We start from the raw sequence: 19,321 nt of genomic DNA, 5'->3' as shown, positions 1-19,321 counted from the left end.
TTTGCTTTTGGCGGTAAGGCGTTCTAATTCGGCTGCTTTTCGCCGTTGCTCCCGGATCCAGGCGGCTGCGTAGTTGTGGTACTGTTCAACAGTGCATCGATCAAGCCATCCGAGTTTTGCAGGGTCTCCATCCGCGATTTTATAGTGGATATCGTAGCGGGCATCAATCCATGCGCAGAGGACTTCAACAGGGTTATTTTCCAATCCAGATACTCCTGTAGATTCAGATTGCTCATAAACGTCAGGGTATCGACGGCGGCAAGCTGCTGCAAGGGTACGTATTGGCCCAGCGGCATGCTCAAAAAAAAACGATAAAGCCACGGATAGGGCATCCAGCTGATGATCTTCGCCCGGTTGGTCGCCGGATCGACGGACGCCGGATCTTCCTTCTCACTGAAAAAGAAGATCGAAGCGATGTCATACACCTGGGTGACATCCAACCCGAACTCCCGGCGCTGTTTAATGCGCTCGATGGTCGTCAGGGCGTAGCGGATGTTGTCCTGAGCCTGTTCGGGGTCCAAGCCGATCTGGGCACTGGCCGTGCGCAGCTGGTCATACATCGTATCCAGCGCGGTGGTTAGCACCTCATCGCTTAGCTTCAGGCTGTCGTGTTTGCGTAAAGTGTCACCAAACGAATGAAACCGGCCCATGGCCATGTTGATCCCGCCATCGGTCGCCTGATAGTACTGCACCCCATTGATTACAAACGGCTTGCCGTCCGGCAGTACTGCCGGTTCGATGTGACCGGCTTCGAGTGCGTCTTGAAAAGCTTTAATCATATAGTTACCTCGTCTAACACGTTGTAGAAATCAGCGAACTCGGTACCTGAGACGCCAATGATCTGGTACCGGATGGCCATCGCCCACCAGTTCGGATCGTAGCCCTTCTCGTCGCTCACCGGTTGCCGCCAGAAACTCCGAAGGACGTCCAGCGTGTTGTTCTCAAACCGTTCGATCCGGATGTTGCTGACATTCTCCAGTACCGCCAGTGCGTGAGCAAGACCCGACGCCCGTTTGCAGCAACAGATGAGCACCATCGACATGTCATAGGTGTGGGATTTGAAGGTGCCGTAATCGGAACTGATCGCCGGGTAGCCCCCGCTGACCAGGTGAGCCGATTGCCAGAACGACTTGTTGTTGAGGACCAGCCGCGGTTGTTTTTCTTCCAGCAGCAATACCAGCCGCTCGCCTTTCGCCTGTTGATCATGCACCGGCATGGCCACGCCGTGCAGCTGGATGTCTTTCAGCTTTTGCGCTTCGCTGAAGGAGGCCAGCAACAGGCTGTTGATTTCGTCGATTGTTTCCTGAATCATGGGTTTAAAGCATTATATCCTCAATTACACGGTCAATAAATCCGTCAATCACCTGATTCTCTTCCGACGGCGATAACTTGAACACCGGTCCGAAGTACTCCTCCAGATATCCCGCCAGATCAGCGGCATCATCCGCCAGAAACCCGATCATCACCTCCTTTGGCTCGGTTCTCAGCAGCTGCCAGTTGCGAAACAGGTCGCCTTCCAACGTAAAGTCGATGTGGTTGACCTGACGGCCGCGAGCCGACCGACGAGCGGAATGCCGTTTCGAATACACGCCGTTTCGTAGCGTCGCCTTCGTCTGCATCCGGGCACCGGAAGCGTTCTGACCACGTTGCTGCACCCGGTTGGCGATGAGGGCCAGTGCGTCGTGGGCTGAAATCTTCAGGTTGGTACCTAAACCAGCCTCGGCGCGTTGAACGACCTTTTGCAACCGGGCGAAGACCTCTTCGGCGTTGGAATCGAAGTTGAACATGTCAGATCACCTATGGATTTAGTTTGATACCATACCAGGCGAACTGCGAATAGTATTCATCTACCTTTTGCCAATCCACATATGGACGTTCCGCAAATGAGGTATCGTGAATCAACGGACAACCGAAAGCCGCATCGTCGATATAATCATGGGCATAAACCTTGGGGGATAATGTCCACGACTTCTGGTCTGGGTTCACATTCGACCCCCATAGCGGAATCTCACGTTCCGCGAACCATTGCTCTGCCCGAACCAAATGCTCTTCACTGCGCATGGTGAAAAGAATCAGAGCGCAATTAGCCTCTACAAGCTTTTTCAAGACATTGACACAAAACGGCACCTCTTTGCCGATCAGCGGGAATTCGTGACCAACACAGGTTCCATCGAAATCAATGGCAATGATGCGTGTCGGCCTGGCATGATTTATAGGGCGTCTTTCAGTCATTTTGTATAGGGGTTTTTAAATAGTTGCTTGATTTGATCTAGCGTCTGATTCTTGAAATACCTCGGCTTTTCGCCCTTCCGAACCATGCAAACCGTCATTTTTGAGGTGTAGATATCTACCCTGATCATTCGGGTTTCGTCAACGAATGACACCCGGCACGAATGCCCATCACTGGATACGCAGATCCACTTGAATTGCTCGGCGAAAACCAGCAACTCCAATCCTTTTGACTCAAAATCCGTTGCATCCATCATAACTTTTTGCCTCTTGGATACCAGACGCACGGATGGGCTTCCTGCCCCCGTACCCAAACCCAGCTTTCGTACATATCACCTTCAAGCACAGTGAATTCCTTCATTTCGGGGGTATGGATGACCTTTAAAGCGTATCGGGTATAGTCCCGAACAACTTTGGAATTGACTTTCCGAACCTCTTTGATGTACCATACTGACCCTATCCCCCGCTTGCCAACACTCACCAGGTATTCACCGGGGATGGGAGGTACATTGTCGATTCCCAGGTCGTAGGTTATCGTTTTAAGGTTAGACATAGCTTCCCTCTTCGTATCCTGACTCGGTATCCGATGCGCGTTGCAGGTTGCCGCTGGCCAGCAGGTGCTGTTTGATCAATCGAGCCACCGGCTTGACGGCCGACTTGAAATCTTTCATCAGCTTCTCTTCCTGCTCGATGGTGAAATCCCGGTTGGTGCTGGTGAACAGGTTGAAGTTGACCGAACCCAGCTTCTCAGTCATCAGCAGCGAACCGCAGAGGTACATGTAGGCCAGCCGCAGTTGATCTGCAAACCGTGGAATGACGGAAGTGATGGTACGCTGGTGTTCGGCTTCGAGGTAGAAGTAGTTGGGAATGCCCAGTCCCAACGTGGTGATACCAGCAAAGTAGGCCGGTTCGATGTGGTAAGCGGTCGAGGTGACGCTCCATGTAGCGGGTGACAGGGGCAAAAAAGCCAGTTCCTCCGCATTGATCCCCACAAACAGCTGGGGCGTTTCCAGTATCGGTAGCGGGTAATCATATCCGATCGGAATGATGTTCACACCGGGAACAACGATTACCTCCTGATGCTTCAAAACCGTACCGCGCCGGGTATCGGCTACAATCAGCGTTGCCGTGACGTTTGCGTTGATTTCGGCCATGAATACCAGGTTCATGAGCCGTACCCGGCTGTTGGGCGAAGTCGGTGTCCTGATATGCACACCTTCGTACTGTGCAACCGGCGTTGTTGGCAACCCATCGATCGGCTCAACCTCGCAGGTACGGGCAATCAGCGAGGTGAAGGTTGAATCCGCCGACAGGCAACCCACGATCTCGGATTCCAGCCGGTCGAAAGCCGCGTTATGAATGCGGTTCCAGACCTCCAGCGCGGGCACATCCTCCTCATCGTCAGATTCGGAGGTCAGGGCATCGACCAGCTCGACCGAAAGACCGGGCAGGTCATTGACGTAGCTGTCGGCAGTGGCGATGCCTTTCAGGCCGACGAGCTTTTTAAATGGGTTTGTCATCTTAGCCTTCGTTAATGATGATTCCCATTTCCTCTACATCCAACCGGATGCAGTGCGCGAAAACCGATACCGGATAACCAACAGCCAGTCTGCCAGTCATCAGGAACCGCAGGCGGTAAATGAAGTTGTTGGTGTACCAAACGCCATACTTCTCACCGTCAACTTTGACGTAAGCGATATCGCCAACATTGCCATATCCTTTGATGACCCCGGCATTGTCACCCGGTTTGTCAAAAGGCGTCAGCCAGGGCGTGAACTCCTGATCGACGGTCGACAGGAAACCAGAAACGAGGTAATTCAGGATGGTTTTGGCGGCTTCGTTTTTGGTCGACTTAGCCAGTCGGTGGAATTCTTCAACCGCTTCTGCGCTCACTGGATCGTAGCTTCGTAGCTGTTCGAGAACCGATAACTGATCATCAGTCATTGGCTGAGTCAATCTAGCGAATTCATCCGGGCGGCATACAAAGAAATTACCGCCTTCATTCTCGTCCCGAACGACGTAATCACCCGGCGAAGCTGCCATTGTGCCTTTAGGTCCAGGCAGTAACAGAATTGGATGCCGGTACTGCACCTCGCCAGCCAGTGCGTAGGTGTTACCCTCATCCCACATCCATTTAAAGATTCTGTTGTAATCATCCAGCCCATTGAACTGAATGGCAGTCAGTTTATCAGATAGAATTTCCATACGCTATGATTTGAAATGGGTTAAAAATGCAGGTTTGATTCGCCGGGCAACCGGTAGCAATTCGCCTTTCACCGGGATGCGTATGGTCTTTTGCGCCAATTCAACCGGCGCAAGCTTCACATGATCCATATTGACCAGGTGAGACTTGTGAATCCGGAAGAAGTTGAAACCCGAAAGCTCGGCTTCCCAGTGCAGCAGCAATTTGCCGTAGAGGAACATCCGACCGTCGGTGAGGTACACCCGGCTGTAGTTGCTGTCGGCCGTGATGTGGCTGATCTGGTTATACATCCGCAGGATGTCACGTGATCTCATAGGTAGTAGCGTTCCTCCTCGGAACCGGTTAACAGTGACGCCAGCCCGCTCCATGCTTTGCCGATCGCCCAGGCCACCAGCAGCAGATCTACCACGCCGACGGTTCCCCACAGCGGTAGCAGAATCCAGAGGTAGAATACCCAGTCGCTGGAATCCTTCGACCAGACGCCCAGCTCGTGAGCGATGTTGGAAATAGCCGCCAGAACGCCAATGGCCAGCAGCAGGTACTGAATCAGGTTGTGAAGAGCTTTTTTCATACAGATTACGTCGGACCGCCGATGCGGGGGTACTAATTAGAGTTATGAAGCCCGTTGCCGAGCCGTTGAAACGTGCTGAACTCGAAATTGGCGAGGTCGTACCGCAGGCAGTCACCGACGTGACCGTAATCATGCTTGTTACAATCTGCCTTGTCTAACTTGCCATCGGTGGCGGCTTTCATGCGCAACACATCCGAAACCAGCACCGGGCAACCTTCCGGATCGATGGTGAAATCCTTAAATTCATTGATGAGGGCATTACAGATAAACCGGCTGTTATCGGTTTCCACATTGGAGCGAGGTACGGCACTCCAGTCCGTATACGGCGCGCCGTACTTTTTCATGTAGCCTTCGATGAGCTGCCAGGCCGACATGTTGCCGGTGGTGTACGCCGAGCGGCTGTTGCCGGATCCGTCGCCGGTAAACATCAGCATGTTTTTGCCATACAGAAACGCAATCTCCCGGCACAGGCTTTCCAGATCGAATCCCGCACCGCTGGCCATGTAGAACTCCTTGAGGTACTTCGGCGAGCCGTCCTGTTTTTGCCTGACGATGCAGCTGTTGCGGACGTTAAAGTCGAAGGACAGGTACACCGGGAGCCTGGGATCGTACTGCACCTTGGCGAAATGCTTGGCCGGATTGAGTTTGTGGAAGTATGGGTTGTCCGGTTTGGGTACACCCCACTTACCTTTTGCATCGATCAGGTACCGCTCCGGATCGACATCCTGAAGCCAGGAGAAGAAATCAAATGCCGACTGCGGACAGAACGGGTTATCGTCGTAATTGGCCAGCACCCGGTTACTGGGTATCGACTTCTTTTCAAAGAAATCAGTGTATATCCAGCTGTAAATGGATATCGGGTTAAACGTAAAGTGAAACCGTGGCTGTACGCCGTAGGGATTCCGCAGCGAACCGAACATATCAAAGAAGTCGGTTCGTTTGATTTCCCCTTTCCGGGTGATCGGCTCCTCTACCCAGATATCGGTAGGATCGGCAATCGACATGATCTTTTGCGGCTGGTCGAATGATCCCGGAATCAACTTGTTGCCGGTGATCTTGTTCTCAATCACATAATCCGAATCGCGAACGTCGAATTGCCGGTCGAGCCAGGGCCGCTTTTTAATCGTGTCTTTGAATAGCTGAAACTGGCTATTCTTTACATCCTCCCGGTTCTGTCGCGCATAGATACCCCGGAAGTACTCCTTACCACAGCAGCGGCCAATCAGCTCTTGCGCCTTCGTGTAGCTCTTGGCCGAAAACCGGCTGCCATACCAGATTTGAACCGGAGATTTGTCGAACAGATGAGGAATGAAGACGTCAGGAACAACAAAACAGCCATCCGGTACCGGATAGCCTTTGAAAATCGAAGCGGGCAGAAAGTTAATGGTCACCGGTTCGCCCCTCCTGCAGCATGGCCAGGAACTGACCGACGTCGTCTTTCGTCCAGGCTTTCAGGTCAGCGCCTTTCCCCGGGTCGAGAACCATCTTGGTAACGTAGCGACCGTGGATGTGCAAAATCTTGTCAATTGCCGAGAAGCTGGACTCCAGCTCAACCTTGGGACCAAACTCGGTAAACGACAACGATTTGATTCTACCCTCTCCTTTGGCTTTCTGCAAGGCCACCAGATCGACCCTTGCCTCATCGACCAGCTGCGGTTCGCCAGCGACAATCCGGAAGGCATCCGGGTTTCGGGCCAATTCCAGCTGGTAGCGGATGATGGTATTTCTGCGGTCTTTCTGGGACGCTTCATGCCGGTCCTGTTCGTCTTTGTCCAGTTCGGCAACCTGAACATATTCCTCTTCCAGATCGATAGTCGCCTGCACCTCATCGATCAAAACCTGCAACGGCTTTTTGACCCGGGGTACCCGCTCCACCTGTCGAATCACCATGTAATCCTGAAGCCGGGTTTTGGCAATGTCGGTGAGTTGTTTGAAGGCCTCGCCGGCACTCATGCTAAGTTCCTCACACAGAGCTTCGATTGCTTTCTTAATCTCAGGTTTTCTCAGGTTTTCAGAACCAATGGAATAGGCAGTCTTTTCCGAATAACCCGAAATGCGGGCCGCTTCAGTAGCATTAAAGCAATGGCAGTAAGCGATGACAAACTTTCGCTGTCTCGGATTGAGTTTGGATAAAGCCTCTTCGGAAGACAAAGAGGGACTATTCCCTTCAGCAGGCACAGGTTTGTGATATTACGGTGAGTCCTGAGCAGCCGGTAAGCCGTCAGTATTTGTACTCAATATTACCATTACGTCATGAAATATGCAATAATGTCAAATATATTTGCAAATATCTTGCATTTAACTTGCATGTTGTTCAAATTAATTAGATATTTGAATCATCAAATCAGAAACGGATATGAAAACTTTTCGGAAAGGCAACAAGGTCAAAACGGTGTACGGAACCATCGAGGAGGTCAGCAAAGTGATCGGCGACCGGATTTACACTTACCAATCCAATCTGAGCTGGTGGCACCCGACGAAGCTTTTTAAAATCTAATTATTCAACCTCAACACCTGATACGATCATGAAAAACTTTGCAAGTACAGTAACAGAAATTGAATTGATGCAGAATGGTTTTGTACAGATTCCAGGTGGCGTCGATGCCGAATGGGTCAGAACGGTCGGCAATTGCGATGTCAACGCCGTCGATGTTTTACCCTGCATCGGACTTACCTACGTGCGGAACGCTCCGGAGTTTGCGCTTTTCGATGGCACGGGCTCCATCTTCTTTCTCAACCCTCAATCTTGGGAACAAGTGGACATGCTCGAAAAAATGATCGTCGGGTTTGAAAGCTCAATCGCTTAAGCAACTTCTAAATCGTATTTATATGAATCCTCAGCAAGAAACAGCTAAACTGGAGTGGTGGGAAAAGCGCGTCGGTGATCAGGTGGTTTCCATTGTCAAACATCTTGACGGCCACCCGCGCACGTACCGGTTCGATGCCAAAGAGGGCACCTTCGATGTTGAAAGCGCCATCGTTCAGTCGAAAATGACGGAGCTGACTTTTCAGCCTATGGCGTGGCGCATCTTTTACGACGACATCCTCAACATGGGGCATAAGAACTGGGCGGAACTGTTTTTCATCGACAAACAGGCCTGCGTTTCGTCGATCCTGTTTCATGGTTTTTCTGTCGATAACATCTACCGGCTGATTGAGCCGCTGTTTTACGACGACCTGCTGCTTTCGGATATTGTGGTGACGGTGACGGCTGAGCGAAGGGAAAACACCCGGATAACACCGAAGGGTGTTTATTACATCGCCAAATTCACGTATAAACTGGCGGATACGAAAAAGACTCAGCAACTTCAGCGGTACGCAAAAACCTACAACATCTACCGTCAGGAAACGGTGACTGATGTTGCCCAGGTCAAAACCAGCTTCAACTTTTACAATCCGCTCCTCAACTCAACCTCATCCGGTACCCACACGCTGATTGAAGGCTCACCGGTTGTGGATGAGGTGCCTGCTGTTCGAGAAACAGTAACGGTTCTGGATGAAGATCCGAACGACGGCCTTCCTTTTTAATACGTTCTCTGTCCCTCCTGAATTCTCTGTCCTGCCTGTACTTTTCTCTGTCCACTGACCGGCTGCCGAATGGGTAGCCGGTTTCTTTCAACTCCACTTTTTAAACAAACGCAAAATGATCACCAAAGTAGATTCCGCCATGTTGACCTGCGACGGTTGCGAAGATGTATATACCGATAGCCGGGACTTTTCAATATTCACAGATATAGCCGTCGCAGAGGAATGCGCCGAAGATGAAGGATGGGTCAAGTCTGTGGATAAACATTATTGTCCGGATTGTCACAGAAAAAACGCAACCCCTCTTTAATCACCTCCTCAATCATGACAATCGAACGTCCAATCTTATTTTCTACGCCGATGGTTCAAGCGATCCTTGATAACCAGAAAACGCAAACCCGGCGAATCATCAATCCACAGCCCAAAGCGCTGGATATGCCCCTGCCAATGCCAATTGACCAGGCTGCTGTATTTTTAAAACAAGCCTCAAAAGACGGCTATACAAACTTATTCAGCTCTGGGCCATTGAAAGGTCTGGCAGGTCCTGCATGCCGATATGGTCAGGTTGGGGATATTCTCTGGGTCAGGGAGACTTGGTGTAAATTCGTTGATCATCATGCGACGAAAGACCAGCAGTATGCTTACAAAGCAGATTGTGGATCTGCCGGTGAGGATGCGCGTCAGGATTATATCAAAGCTGGCTGGCCGTATCAGTGGCGGCCGTCCATCCACATGCCCAAAGCAGCGGCCCGTATTTTCCTGCAAATTACCGACGTTCGGGCGGAGCGGCTTCAAATGATCAGCACCGAGGATGTATACGCCGAAGGTGTGGGCGGAAACTATGGCGAGTCTGGAAAACGGCTAGGTTTTGACGGTCAGCCCCACGAATGGGATAATATGAACGCCCAGGAAAGTTTTCAATGGATATGGGCAAAAATCAACGGTTCCGAGTCCTGGGAATCTAATCCATTCGTATGGGTTGTGTCTTTCTCCCGGATCGACAAGAAGCCGTGAAAACCATCCTCATCCATACCACCGACCGCCTTAAGGCCGACACGCTTGAAAAAACCCTGCGCGTGGACGGTTTTGGTTCGCTAGGTATATCAAACAGCCTTGATTCGATCAGCGTCCGAAAGCCGGATCTGGTGCTTACTGACGAGGTGATAAATGCCCAGGCATTTCCCAAAGTTCGGTTCGTATTGCTGCTCAGCTCGTTTGATTCGACCCTCATCGCAGACGGGTTAAAGGCAAACTACTGGGGATTTGTCATGAGCGACGATGGCTTGCAGGGATTATACGAAGGTGTCCGATCGGTGCTGGCTGGACAAAAACACCTGAGTCCAACGGTTCTGGAAGGCCTGCGCCGATCGGGAACGCCGGTGCCGGACGAAAGGATAGTTGGCGCCATCGCCGGACTGAGCACCCGGGAACGCGAGGTTTTAAAGCTGGTTTCGACGGGGTTGCCGGGCTATGAAGTCGCTGGCCAGTTGAATATGAGTTACCGAACCTTCATAAATCACAAAACCAACATGGCGGCAAAGCTGAATCTTAGTTCGGTTCGCAACCTCATCCAGTTCGCAATTTCGGTGAAAGATTACCTGTGAAGGACAGTCAATTAATCCCGGTCAATCAACCAACGTTTTCCGCACTTTGAATAATTGACCGAGTTGTTTTTCTCTATTGAAATACAGGCTGTTGCAAAAAGTCACATTTTTTAACCCCAGATATGATACATACGAGAGCTTCGGCGGTAAGGGCATTTTACGCCACGGTTGAAAAAGAATTTGACAAAGGATGGAAGGCTTACGCCCAAGAGCAAGCCGCCAGAACCATGCGTAGTAATAAGCGTTTGTTGGAAATTTTGCGCAAAATACGTGGTTCCGAATTTGTCAGCCAGTTGACTGCCTACAAAAAGGCTGTTAAGTGCGAGAATGCGTACATGAGAATCGTTAGAACCCCCACCGGCATCCCTGTTGCTGAACGCCGATTTCCGCTTATACCAGCGGTCTGGATTGAACAAAGGGAGTGCGAAGACGGGAAGTATGCCTACGTCAGCATACAAGTTAAACCTGAACGCTGGGTAAGGTTCGCTGTTTGGTTTTAAATTCTAACAAACGTCCGAATAAAAATGGGAAACTATCTCGCAACTGAAAGAGGCTCTGGCCCGGGTGAAACTGACAAAGGTCAATTCATCTCAAATGCAATCGGCAAAATGACCGACGCAAACTTTGTAATCGTAATTACCGGTACCGGTTCTGGTGGTGGCTTCGATGTCGATGTGTCCTGTTTCGATCTCACCCATCAGGGCAAATTGATGATCCTGAAAGCGGCTAAAGAAATTATCGAAAATTCGGGAGTAAGAGACAATTAATTAAACCGTCCGATATGGAAAATGAAGAATATTCAGAATGGGTTCAGCAGTTTAACCAAGCCCTGCAAAAATTAGGATCTAATGACTTAAAAGCGGAGGATGATGCCGTTTGCATCTTCAATTACGAAGATTTTCCCGACGACCCGAAAAAAGCTGCACAATCCTTTTGGAATGAATTTATAGAAAGCTAACAAACGTCCGAAAAAAATGAGCAAAGAAACAGCATTACAGCGCGTGAGAAATAAGGTTTCTCACTACCAAAACAGAATCGATGACTTGTCAACACAATTAGAAGCCGCCCGTGCGGTCTTAACTGAATTGAAGGACTTGAAGGATATGTTGGAGGAAGAGGCTAAAACACCATCTAGTAAATAAACCGTCCCATTATGAAAAAAAAGCCGTTTTGGATGTCAATAAAGCGGAAAAACAAATGCCTCTTCAGTCGGCGCAATGGTTATGTCGGCCGGATTATACTAGGGTATTCGGTTTGCCTACGACTATTCGGCTTCACGGTAATCTGATCGATTCCGCCCCCGCAACTTTTTTGCTATATTTGAAAAGCCACGAGGTAAGCCGTGGCTTTTCTCTGTTTATGAAAACGGTCAACCGGATCCTGAGCAAACTCCCGACGGGGTTTCATGTCTTTCTCATCATGCTGCTGGGCACAGCCGCTTTCCTCTTCCTGATTATTCTATTGCAGCCCTAGGTTTTTCCGTACGGTCAATGGAATGCTAACCGTTTACATATAATACAAGTCCATTATCTATCTATATTTGATTTGTATTATACGATTTTGTTCTTTTGGTCAAAACTCAACGTTATGACCACCGTACAATTGAAAACCCCTATCACCTATTATGGTGGTAAGCAGCTCATGCTGCGTCACATCCTTCCCAAAATCCCGAATCATGCCACTTACATCGAGCCGTTCTTCGGCGGTGGTGCTGTATTCTGGGCAAAGCCTCCCAGCAGTGCCGAGGTTGTCAATGACATCAACAACCGGCTGATTACCTTTTACAAAGTCCTGAAATACGATCTGGACGAATTGCAGGACCTCATCGACGAAACCTTCCACAGCCGGGCCCAGCACAAACAGTCCGATGAGGAATACGAATCAGGTGAACAGGAAATCCGCGATGTGCTCCAGATGGCCTGGGCCGTCTGGGTGCAAACCAACATGAGCTTTTCCTCAACAATCGGTGGAGGATTCGGCTACGACCGGTTTGGGAAATGCGCGCTGAAGATCGCCAACAAAAAGAAGCTGCTGACCGATGCGTATCAGGAACGGCTCCGAAAAGTAGCGATCGAATCGTACGATGTTTTGAAGGTGATGAAGGCGTATGATTCTCCCGATGCGTTTTTCTACCTGGATCCGCCGTACGTCAGCGCCGATCAGGGACACTATGCCGGTTACACGCTGGAAGACTTCACGAGGTTGCTCGAAGCCTGTTCAAAGCTTCAGGGGAAATTCCTGCTCAGCTCGTATCCGGAACCGGTTTTGATGGACTACCGCAACCGGCTCGGCTGGCAATCAGAAGACATTGAAAAAACGCTGGCGGTTGACGGCCGTCGGAAAGCGAACCGGAAAAAGGTCGAGTGTCTGACCTGGAATTACTGAATTAATTTGACCCCAACGGTAAACCTCCACCTGTTGGGGTCAAATTTTATACCCATCCTTCGGCCTTCATCCGGCTCAATAGGTTCAACTCCCCTTTCTTCATTACTAAAAATAGCCCCGGATCAACGCTGACGGGTTTGACTTCTATCAAGGCGGATGCTGACCGATAGAAAGGCAAAAAATGGAAGGGGGTCAACTTCCGGTGGGACCACGAACATACCGAAAAAGTGCCTACATACGCTGTAATGGCACTTTTTCGGTTCCTAATACAATTCCTAATTCTGGAAACACCCCGGTTTTTTACCTTCCTGTTCCTAGCCTGTTCCTAATGGGAAATGTTCAAAATTTCTTTAAGAAGCTGATAATCAAGGATGATTATCAAAAAGCGGACGGTACGTCTGCTCTCTACATTTATGTGTCAATTGATGGAGCCAAAGACCGGATTCCACTCAAGTTGAATTGGCCAGCCACACATTTTGACAAAGCTGCCGGGAAGCTCTTGCCCCGTTCGAAAAATGATCAGGATTACACGGACTATACCTTGATGATTGACACGGAAATGGGGAAGGTCAATGAGATTTTCAAATCCTATCGGCTATCTGGCAAGACGCTTACGATGGAATTATTGATCCGGGATTATAGAACTTTCACATCCCGAAAGGATTTTCTGTCCTTCTGGGAAACTGAAGCAAAGGAACGGTTCAAACGGAGAAAGATTGAAAAGCAAACGCGTGACGGCCACCTTGCTTCCCTAAACAAATTAAAAGCGTTTTGGACCCGAGAAGTCAATGCGAAATCCGGCCGCAAAAAAAATCCTGACACCATCGACGGCCAAACCCCGCCCCTGCCGTTCAACAACCTTACCCCTAAGCTGCTCGAAAACTTCCGGGCGTATTTACGATCCGCCCTGGGCAATGCACCATCGACGGTTGAAAAGGGCATGAAGGACATCCGGACTTACGTTCGAATCGCCCTGGAAGATAAAAACGTATTCGATGACCCGTTCAAATCCGTCAAAGTTCTCAAACCAGAGACATTCCCCAATGCGTTGACAGAGGAACAACTCATGAGCTTATTGACCCTATTTGAAGCCAGCAATACGGCCGACGCCTGGCGGAAGGTTTTACGACACTTTTTATTTAGCTGTTTTACAGGGCTTCGGATTAGCGACGCTAAGACCGTCAATCATGAAAATATTAAGGGCGACTGGCTCATTATTATTCCGGTTAAAAACCGCAATCGTTATCATAAAGTAGTCCGTGTTCCGATCCACCCGGCAGCTCGAAAGCTGGTGACCACATCGCTGGGACGGTTATTTGATACGTTCAGCGAACAACACACCAACCGGCTGTTAGACACAATCGGAAAACACGTTGGCATTGATTTCAAAATGACAACCCACACGGCCCGGCACACCTTCGGAACGGTTTTCATCGAACTAGGGGGCGATGTGGTTACCCTGAAGGATTATATGGGTCATTCAAAGTTGGAAACAACTATGAAATATGTCCACATAAGCGAGAAACGGAAGAAGGAGAAAATCAATGTATTTGATAAGCTGTTCAGGAAGCAGGATGAAAATCAGGATGTAGCTTAAAACAACACTTAATCATAGTGTTCCATATAATTAAGCTGTAAATCAATCTTTCATTTCATATGTATCAAGATTTAATGAGCCATTTTTTCCTTGGAGTAGTTAATTCTTTCCAGAATTATGCTAAAGTGCAGCAAACTAAAGTATTTGGGACTGGTGAAGACATTAATACTGGTTTACATGCTGCAACATTATTGTATCATTTTGGGGAACACTACGCTAAATATAAAAAAGAGCACTTTAAAAAAGATGTAAAACCACGCTTGATAAAAAAATGCTCAGATTACCAGATACTGGGCAATATTGTAGACGCAAGTAAGCATTATGAAATAGACAGAAATAATCCGGTTGTAACCTCTGCAAGCTCTATAAAGGAGATGATTAGAGTCATTGAATATGAAGATAATGATGGAGAATATAGAGTTTTAGAAAAAAATATCAGTATTCTATCAAATAACAACGAAAACCTATATTTAATTGATCTAATGGTTAATGTTATAAATATGTGGTTCAGTATTCTATACTCTGAAAATATTATTCCACATTTTAAAAAATATACTATTGACAGATCAATAATTCCACCTAGGCCGAATAAAACTGGCATTTCAGATGATTTAAAAATTATTGCAAGTTCTTTCCTTCCATTCCATCTAGAATTTGAGTTTTTCAAATATGATAATGTAACTAGAAATATATATCCTAAACCATTAGTAAGTTCTGCTAGAATGCCTATTTCATTTACTAATAGCCTAACAAATGAAAAAATAACCTCAATTGTCGAACTATTGGAAGACGAATACTTTCATTTTACAATTTTAAAGTCTGATGAAGATAAAGAAAAATATTTACATGAAAAGGCAATAGAAAAAGGCGTATTAATTGAAATGTATAAGGAGGCAAGACAAAAATGGAATTATCGCGGAGCTACAACACTTGCAATTTCTGGTCCATCTGAAGGAGATCTACTAACAATGGAAGTAGAATTAGATGATTCAGAATTCGTTGAGTTTCACTCAATAATAGATGAATCCTCCAAAGATAAATATTTATTTAAGGTAGCAAAGAGAAATGGTACAATTGACAAAATGCTTGCTGAAGCCAAAAGTAGGTGGAATATTGATTATGATGAATCAGTTTTTAGCAATATGTTTTAACTTTATAAGATTCCGGTTTCAATAAATAATACTCAAATATTCGCATAATATTAAATTGCATAAAAGAAAAATTAAATACAATTTAAAGAAAATATCTTTAGTATTAAACCTTTCACAATTGCACTTCCGCCGAAATAATATTTACATCGGACCCTGACGTTGTCTTTATACTGCTATGAAGGAGTATTTCGATTTGTTTGGTTCACAATCAGTTTCATCTGTGTGATCCAATTAATGACGACAAACAAAATCATTCCCCTAATTAAAAGCCTGTTACAAAGACTTAGCTTTTATTCTATCCTAAAACAAAGATGATCTCCCAACAATTAAAGACCTATCTTTATATAATCTTTTCATCTCATCAGTACCTGAGCTTTTTTTGATATAATGAAAAAATGAATAATGGCTTTTTTGGCTATTATTTTCAGAAACTTTATTATCAATGAACTTGTGATATTTATCAATATAATTAAATAAATTAATTTTATTACTTCTAATAAACCAACTATAATTTATGAAAAAATCTATTGAGATAATTGTTAAAGGTTTAATTCTTGAATATTTATCTTGAGTTCCCAAGAGACCTTTAAACCAACTCCTGGCTAATAGATTTAAAGCAGGGGTCATAAAAATATTATCATGAACAATCATTACAGGATAAATTTCTTGATTAACAATTTCTTTATCTTCTATTTTTTGACCCAAACATCGATCTATATTTACGATTATTTGACGGGAAGCCTTATTAATTCTATCCTTGAACACTGAAATAATCTTTTCGAAATCACTATTATCTAACTCAACGCCATTTATCATATTATCTTTATTCTCAATCAATAATATTTTATTAGATTTTCTTATGTAATAATCAGGCTCTGCATTAACTAGTTTTATTTTTAATTCTTCACCTGAAAAGGTGATAAAATTTGAACCTTTATTCTCTCTATAAACTTTATCTAACACAGTATATAGCAAATATTTTTCAGAAAATTGTGTAGTAAACTCTTGTCTGAAGTTTTTTATAGGGCTTAATTGAGTACTATTTATTTCTTTAAAATCAAAATATAAGCTCTTGTAAATTTTCTCAATTAAAAAAATCTCATTTATCACCACATAACGGCCATTTCGAATTTTATACATTGGCTTACTTCTAATATATGCAAAATCGCAGGAGTCAAAGTCAATACTTTTCTCAATTGACATTTCATCTAAATAATGACATAATTCTTCATATTCATTGTGCTCCGATGGCACTTCTATCATCTGGTATCTTTCATCAAATTTAGAAATCATAAATTCGATCAAAGGAAAATATTTTCTAAAAAAGTCATCTATGTCTCTACATTTTTTTCTTCTGAGAAAATCATCGAGGTGACTATTCAGAGCTGGATATCCTTTACAAAATTTTAAATACAATTTCGATTTAACCAAGTTTGGGAAATATATGTCAAAATTTGTATGATGTTCAAACCTTACGGAATGGATCAATAAAAATATATCTTGAAATACAGGCACATCGTAACCTAGTTCTATAGCTCGGCTCCTTGATTCATAATACTTATCATGTATTTTCTGATTAATCAACAAATAAGCCTTCAGCATATTCAAGCCTACCTTTTTATCATTATAATTAGTTTGATGACCGATTCTCAGGATTATATCAATTAATCTCAATGTACTTACCCTGTTAACTATTGCCTTGCCAATAGAAAGGATAGAAGACCTAATCTTACTCCTTTCTTCACCGTATTCAACATGAAATCTATCTAGTGTTTCGCTTAAGTTAAATACAGCTCCATTTTCCCCATGATAACCAGATATGTTGATACTATCGATAGATAGAGCAATATTTAATAGTATATCAAAATCATAAGCTCCTAGTAAATCTTCCACAGAAACACTTTCGTCCATTGGAAAAATATCTGAATATTTCAGCGTAGGATATAAAAAGACTGTCATAAGTTTTTTCTCAAGAATATGCAATTCAAATGTAATTCACCAAATTATTAAGAAAACCATAGATTTAGACTAAAGAATATTTTCACACCTTCTACAATTCCACTTCTGCCTGGGTAATATTATCATCTATTCCCTACACCGCATTCATTTATTTATGAAGAGCTTATGTATTTGCAGGACACAAAAATGGATTTTGCTATTTTATTCACACAATCAGTGTTGTTTATAAATTAGGCGTTCAAAAATGAATACGTATAGATTTGCCAATCCTAAAATTTTGTATAGGCAATTTATACCCGAAACAACGAAACCTGTCCAGATCGGACAGGTTTCGTCATCAATTATTCTTTAATTTTTTGAACTGCGATTTTATGGTATTCAAAATATTCCTTTTTAAAGAATGTCAATGCTTGCAGCGTCTTCGATTTTCTTAATTACATCCTCAAAGGTTTCATCAACGGTCAGACCGTCATCTTGGAATATAATTAGACATTTAGGATTACCGAAACTATCTTCCGTCGGCTTCAATCGAACGATTTTTGCAACATTAAGGACGTTCTCAATTTTAGTAGTAAGCTCGTGAACTCGTATAAAGTTAGCCATTGTGATAAGGGTATATAATTTAAATCTATTCTACAATTTAACTAAACCTTCCACAATTCCACTTCCGCCGGAATAATATTTTCATCGGCTCCCAACACCGCCTTCATGCTGCCAATCAGGTAATTCACGCCCCGGATGTGGACTTTGTTCCGAAAACGGAACGTGGCCAAATCCGCCGGAGTCAGGTACAGGATTTTCCGGATCAAAAAGGTATTGGCTTTGAAGCGCTCGAACATGCGCCAATGCCGGTCCACCAGGTTCCCCGCGCCGTTCCACACCAACCGGCGGTCGCCGATGGCGTGGGTAGCAATCGGTTTGCCGTCAATCACGCCATTCCAGAATAACAGCCTGGGCAAGCCCCGAGCCGCTGAATCTTTGTTATACAGGCTTATTCCTGGCTGTGACGTCATCGCCAGGCCCGTAGCGCTGTTTGTCTGCAACGTGCCGAACCGGCTTCGGATCGGGACCAGGCTCCCCCCGGCAGTCGCCGGAGTTTCGGCAGTGGTGTATTTGTCGAAATCCGCCGGGATCGGTTTCATCAGCGCATCGTTGCCGTCGATGTCGTAGGACAGTTCCAACCGGTTTTGCAGTTCCGGAAGCTTTGTGTGGGTCGGCTCCGCTTTGGCCGTCCAATCCAGCACCGTGGGAGCCTTCAGAATGTCGTCTGTGTAGTCGAGCGTACACACCCGACGCCGGACGTCGAAATCTAGATACAGGTTGAACAGTTGCCGGAGCGCAATCAATAGTCCCGGAAACGTCAGTTCCGGTAGGTGGTTTCGGTACTGGATCGTCGGCTGATCGTCCAGGCTGTACAGGTTGAACAGCAACAGCCGCAACACGTCCGGGTCTTCCAGGAAAGTACCGCCAAACTGCCACCCTACCTTCTGTCCAAACTGCTCAAACAACCAGGATAAAAACACCATTGGCACCCGGGCTTTCGTGTCCATCTCTCCGGCGCTGACGCGGTTCATGGCGTTGTTGAAACCCACGACGCCCGCGTTGTTGCCGTAGAACCCCGGATTTTCGATCATCGGAAACGCCACAGCATCCGTCAGATGATTGGCCGCCAGCGTCGGAGCCACCGGAGCCGGAACCGTCCCGAAATCAATATCCGGCAACAGCACGTTTTGCAGATCGCCAAAGATTTCGCCCAGGTTTTGCGTAAAATACAGGTTGTAGCTTCCGGCCGGAACATCCTGCACTTTCACATAACCCCGTTCCACCAGTTGCGTATTGACGTATTTTTCGCAGTAAAACCGCCGGTTTTTATAGGGTACCTGGGCTTGATTGACAAACCCCAAAACCCGCCGGTTCAAGGGTGTGTCGGGCAACGAAAAACCGTATACCCGCGAACCCTGCACCGACGTAAAATTCAGCATCGGGTTAAACCGTTCGAGCGTCAGCCGCGTTCCCGGCGTCATGTCGACGCTGTACCCATCAATTCGTATATCGACCATCGTGATAAAAAAGAAGTGTGAGCGCGCAGGTTGAAAC

The 19,321-nt window shown here is 46.3% G+C and carries 26 protein-coding genes; 12 read left to right on the top strand and 14 right to left on the bottom strand.

Features of this window, described 5'->3' with window-relative positions; translation table 11 throughout:
• Positions 1 to 23: 23 nt before the first annotated feature.
• The 11 genes from FH871_RS24110 to FH871_RS24065 form a co-directional block, all read right to left on the bottom strand.
• A complete protein-coding gene (locus tag FH871_RS24110) occupies positions 24 to 779 on the bottom strand; it encodes a hypothetical protein (RefSeq protein ID WP_138993994.1) in 756 nt (251 codons plus the stop codon).
• Positions 776 to 1,312: a hypothetical protein gene (locus tag FH871_RS24105; protein ID WP_138993993.1), complete on the bottom strand. Its 537-nt coding sequence runs from the start codon at positions 1,310 to 1,312 to the stop codon at positions 776 to 778. The genes FH871_RS24110 and FH871_RS24105 overlap by 4 nt, the downstream gene beginning before the upstream one ends.
• Before the next feature lie 4 nt (positions 1,313 to 1,316).
• Entirely contained in the window at positions 1,317 to 1,787 is a 471-nt protein-coding gene (locus tag FH871_RS24100) for a hypothetical protein (RefSeq protein ID WP_138993992.1), read from the bottom strand.
• Positions 1,788 to 1,797: 10 nt separating this feature from the next.
• Positions 1,798 to 2,232 (bottom strand): hypothetical protein, encoded by a 435-nt coding sequence (locus tag FH871_RS24095; protein ID WP_138993991.1) that lies wholly within the window; start codon positions 2,230 to 2,232, stop codon positions 1,798 to 1,800.
• A 250-nt stretch (positions 2,233 to 2,482) separates the two neighbouring features.
• The gene (locus FH871_RS24090) at positions 2,483 to 2,782 is read right to left on the bottom strand and encodes a hypothetical protein (protein WP_138993990.1); all 300 of its coding nucleotides are present in this window, start codon (positions 2,780 to 2,782) and stop codon (positions 2,483 to 2,485) included.
• Positions 2,775 to 3,749 (bottom strand): hypothetical protein, encoded by a 975-nt coding sequence (locus tag FH871_RS24085; protein WP_138993989.1) that lies wholly within the window; start codon positions 3,747 to 3,749, stop codon positions 2,775 to 2,777. Before FH871_RS24085 ends, FH871_RS24090 begins: the two co-directional genes overlap by 8 nt.
• A 1-nt stretch (position 3,750) precedes the next feature.
• Positions 3,751 to 4,434: a hypothetical protein gene (locus tag FH871_RS24080; RefSeq protein ID WP_138993988.1), complete on the bottom strand. Its 684-nt coding sequence runs from the start codon at positions 4,432 to 4,434 to the stop codon at positions 3,751 to 3,753.
• A gap of 3 nt (positions 4,435 to 4,437) precedes the next feature.
• Positions 4,438 to 4,746, bottom strand: coding sequence for a LytTR family DNA-binding domain-containing protein (locus FH871_RS33270; protein WP_171062933.1), 309 nt, complete (start codon positions 4,744 to 4,746; stop codon positions 4,438 to 4,440).
• Positions 4,743 to 5,003 (bottom strand): hypothetical protein, encoded by a 261-nt coding sequence (locus FH871_RS33265; protein WP_171062932.1) that lies wholly within the window; start codon positions 5,001 to 5,003, stop codon positions 4,743 to 4,745. Before FH871_RS33265 ends, FH871_RS33270 begins: the two co-directional genes overlap by 4 nt.
• A gap of 32 nt (positions 5,004 to 5,035) precedes the next feature.
• Positions 5,036 to 6,394 (bottom strand): phage terminase large subunit, encoded by a 1,359-nt coding sequence (locus FH871_RS24070; protein WP_138993986.1) that lies wholly within the window; start codon positions 6,392 to 6,394, stop codon positions 5,036 to 5,038.
• Entirely contained in the window at positions 6,384 to 7,181 is a 798-nt protein-coding gene (locus FH871_RS24065; protein ID WP_138993985.1) for a terminase small subunit, read from the bottom strand. Before FH871_RS24065 ends, FH871_RS24070 begins: the two co-directional genes overlap by 11 nt.
• A gap of 178 nt (positions 7,182 to 7,359) precedes the next feature.
• On the opposite strand from FH871_RS24065, the gene FH871_RS33260 reads away from it, so the two are divergent.
• The 12 genes from FH871_RS33260 to FH871_RS24020 all read left to right on the top strand — a co-directional run bounded on the left by FH871_RS33260 (position 7,360) and on the right by FH871_RS24020 (position 15,265).
• Positions 7,360 to 7,500 (top strand): hypothetical protein, encoded by a 141-nt coding sequence (locus FH871_RS33260; RefSeq protein ID WP_171062931.1) that lies wholly within the window; start codon positions 7,360 to 7,362, stop codon positions 7,498 to 7,500.
• Positions 7,501 to 7,528: 28 nt separating this feature from the next.
• Positions 7,529 to 7,810 carry a hypothetical protein gene (locus FH871_RS24060; RefSeq protein ID WP_138993984.1) on the top strand — a complete coding sequence of 94 codons (282 nt, stop codon included), beginning with the start codon at positions 7,529 to 7,531 and terminating at the stop codon, positions 7,808 to 7,810.
• 22 nt (positions 7,811 to 7,832) lie between these two features.
• Positions 7,833 to 8,531: a hypothetical protein gene (locus FH871_RS24055; protein ID WP_212768260.1), complete on the top strand. Its 699-nt coding sequence runs from the start codon at positions 7,833 to 7,835 to the stop codon at positions 8,529 to 8,531.
• Between the two features lie 321 nt (positions 8,532 to 8,852).
• On the top strand, positions 8,853 to 9,542 hold the full coding sequence (locus tag FH871_RS24050; RefSeq protein ID WP_138993983.1) for a hypothetical protein: 690 nt from the start codon (positions 8,853 to 8,855) through the stop codon (positions 9,540 to 9,542).
• Positions 9,539 to 10,132, top strand: a complete 594-nt coding sequence (locus tag FH871_RS24045; protein ID WP_171062930.1) for a LuxR C-terminal-related transcriptional regulator — start codon at positions 9,539 to 9,541, stop codon at positions 10,130 to 10,132. The genes FH871_RS24050 and FH871_RS24045 overlap by 4 nt, the downstream gene beginning before the upstream one ends.
• Positions 10,133 to 10,254: 122 nt before the next feature.
• Positions 10,255 to 10,632, top strand: coding sequence for a hypothetical protein (locus tag FH871_RS24040; RefSeq protein WP_138993981.1), 378 nt, complete (start codon positions 10,255 to 10,257; stop codon positions 10,630 to 10,632).
• Between the two features lie 24 nt (positions 10,633 to 10,656).
• Positions 10,657 to 10,899 (top strand): hypothetical protein, encoded by a 243-nt coding sequence (locus FH871_RS24035; RefSeq protein ID WP_138993980.1) that lies wholly within the window; start codon positions 10,657 to 10,659, stop codon positions 10,897 to 10,899.
• Positions 10,900 to 10,913: 14 nt separating this feature from the next.
• Positions 10,914 to 11,090: a hypothetical protein gene (locus FH871_RS33255; RefSeq protein ID WP_171062929.1), complete on the top strand. Its 177-nt coding sequence runs from the start codon at positions 10,914 to 10,916 to the stop codon at positions 11,088 to 11,090.
• 16 nt (positions 11,091 to 11,106) lie between these two features.
• A complete protein-coding gene (locus FH871_RS33250) occupies positions 11,107 to 11,274 on the top strand; it encodes a hypothetical protein (RefSeq protein ID WP_171062928.1) in 168 nt (55 codons plus the stop codon).
• Positions 11,275 to 11,719: 445 nt separating this feature from the next.
• On the top strand, positions 11,720 to 12,517 hold the full coding sequence (locus FH871_RS24030; protein WP_138993979.1) for a DNA adenine methylase: 798 nt from the start codon (positions 11,720 to 11,722) through the stop codon (positions 12,515 to 12,517).
• Between the two features lie 328 nt (positions 12,518 to 12,845).
• Positions 12,846 to 14,114 (top strand): site-specific integrase, encoded by a 1,269-nt coding sequence (locus FH871_RS24025; protein WP_171062927.1) that lies wholly within the window; start codon positions 12,846 to 12,848, stop codon positions 14,112 to 14,114.
• 59 nt (positions 14,115 to 14,173) lie between these two features.
• Positions 14,174 to 15,265: a hypothetical protein gene (locus tag FH871_RS24020; RefSeq protein ID WP_138993977.1), complete on the top strand. Its 1,092-nt coding sequence runs from the start codon at positions 14,174 to 14,176 to the stop codon at positions 15,263 to 15,265.
• 300 nt (positions 15,266 to 15,565) lie between these two features.
• On the opposite strand, the gene FH871_RS24015 is transcribed toward FH871_RS24020, so the two are convergent.
• The 3 genes from FH871_RS24015 to FH871_RS24005 form a co-directional block, all read right to left on the bottom strand.
• The gene (locus tag FH871_RS24015; protein ID WP_138993976.1) at positions 15,566 to 17,224 is read right to left on the bottom strand and encodes a hypothetical protein; all 1,659 of its coding nucleotides are present in this window, start codon (positions 17,222 to 17,224) and stop codon (positions 15,566 to 15,568) included.
• Between the two features lie 393 nt (positions 17,225 to 17,617).
• Positions 17,618 to 17,827, bottom strand: a complete 210-nt coding sequence (locus FH871_RS24010) for a hypothetical protein (RefSeq protein WP_138993975.1) — start codon at positions 17,825 to 17,827, stop codon at positions 17,618 to 17,620.
• Positions 17,828 to 17,868: 41 nt separating this feature from the next.
• The gene (locus FH871_RS24005; RefSeq protein WP_138993974.1) at positions 17,869 to 19,284 is read right to left on the bottom strand and encodes a hypothetical protein; all 1,416 of its coding nucleotides are present in this window, start codon (positions 19,282 to 19,284) and stop codon (positions 17,869 to 17,871) included.
• Positions 19,285 to 19,321 lie beyond the last annotated feature (37 nt).

Source organism: Larkinella sp. C7, assembly GCF_006149005.1.
Lineage (GTDB): Bacteria > Bacteroidota > Bacteroidia > Cytophagales > Spirosomataceae > Larkinella.
The sequence above is the reverse complement of the archived record's forward strand: the minus strand, read 5'-3'. Positions and strand labels throughout refer to the sequence as shown.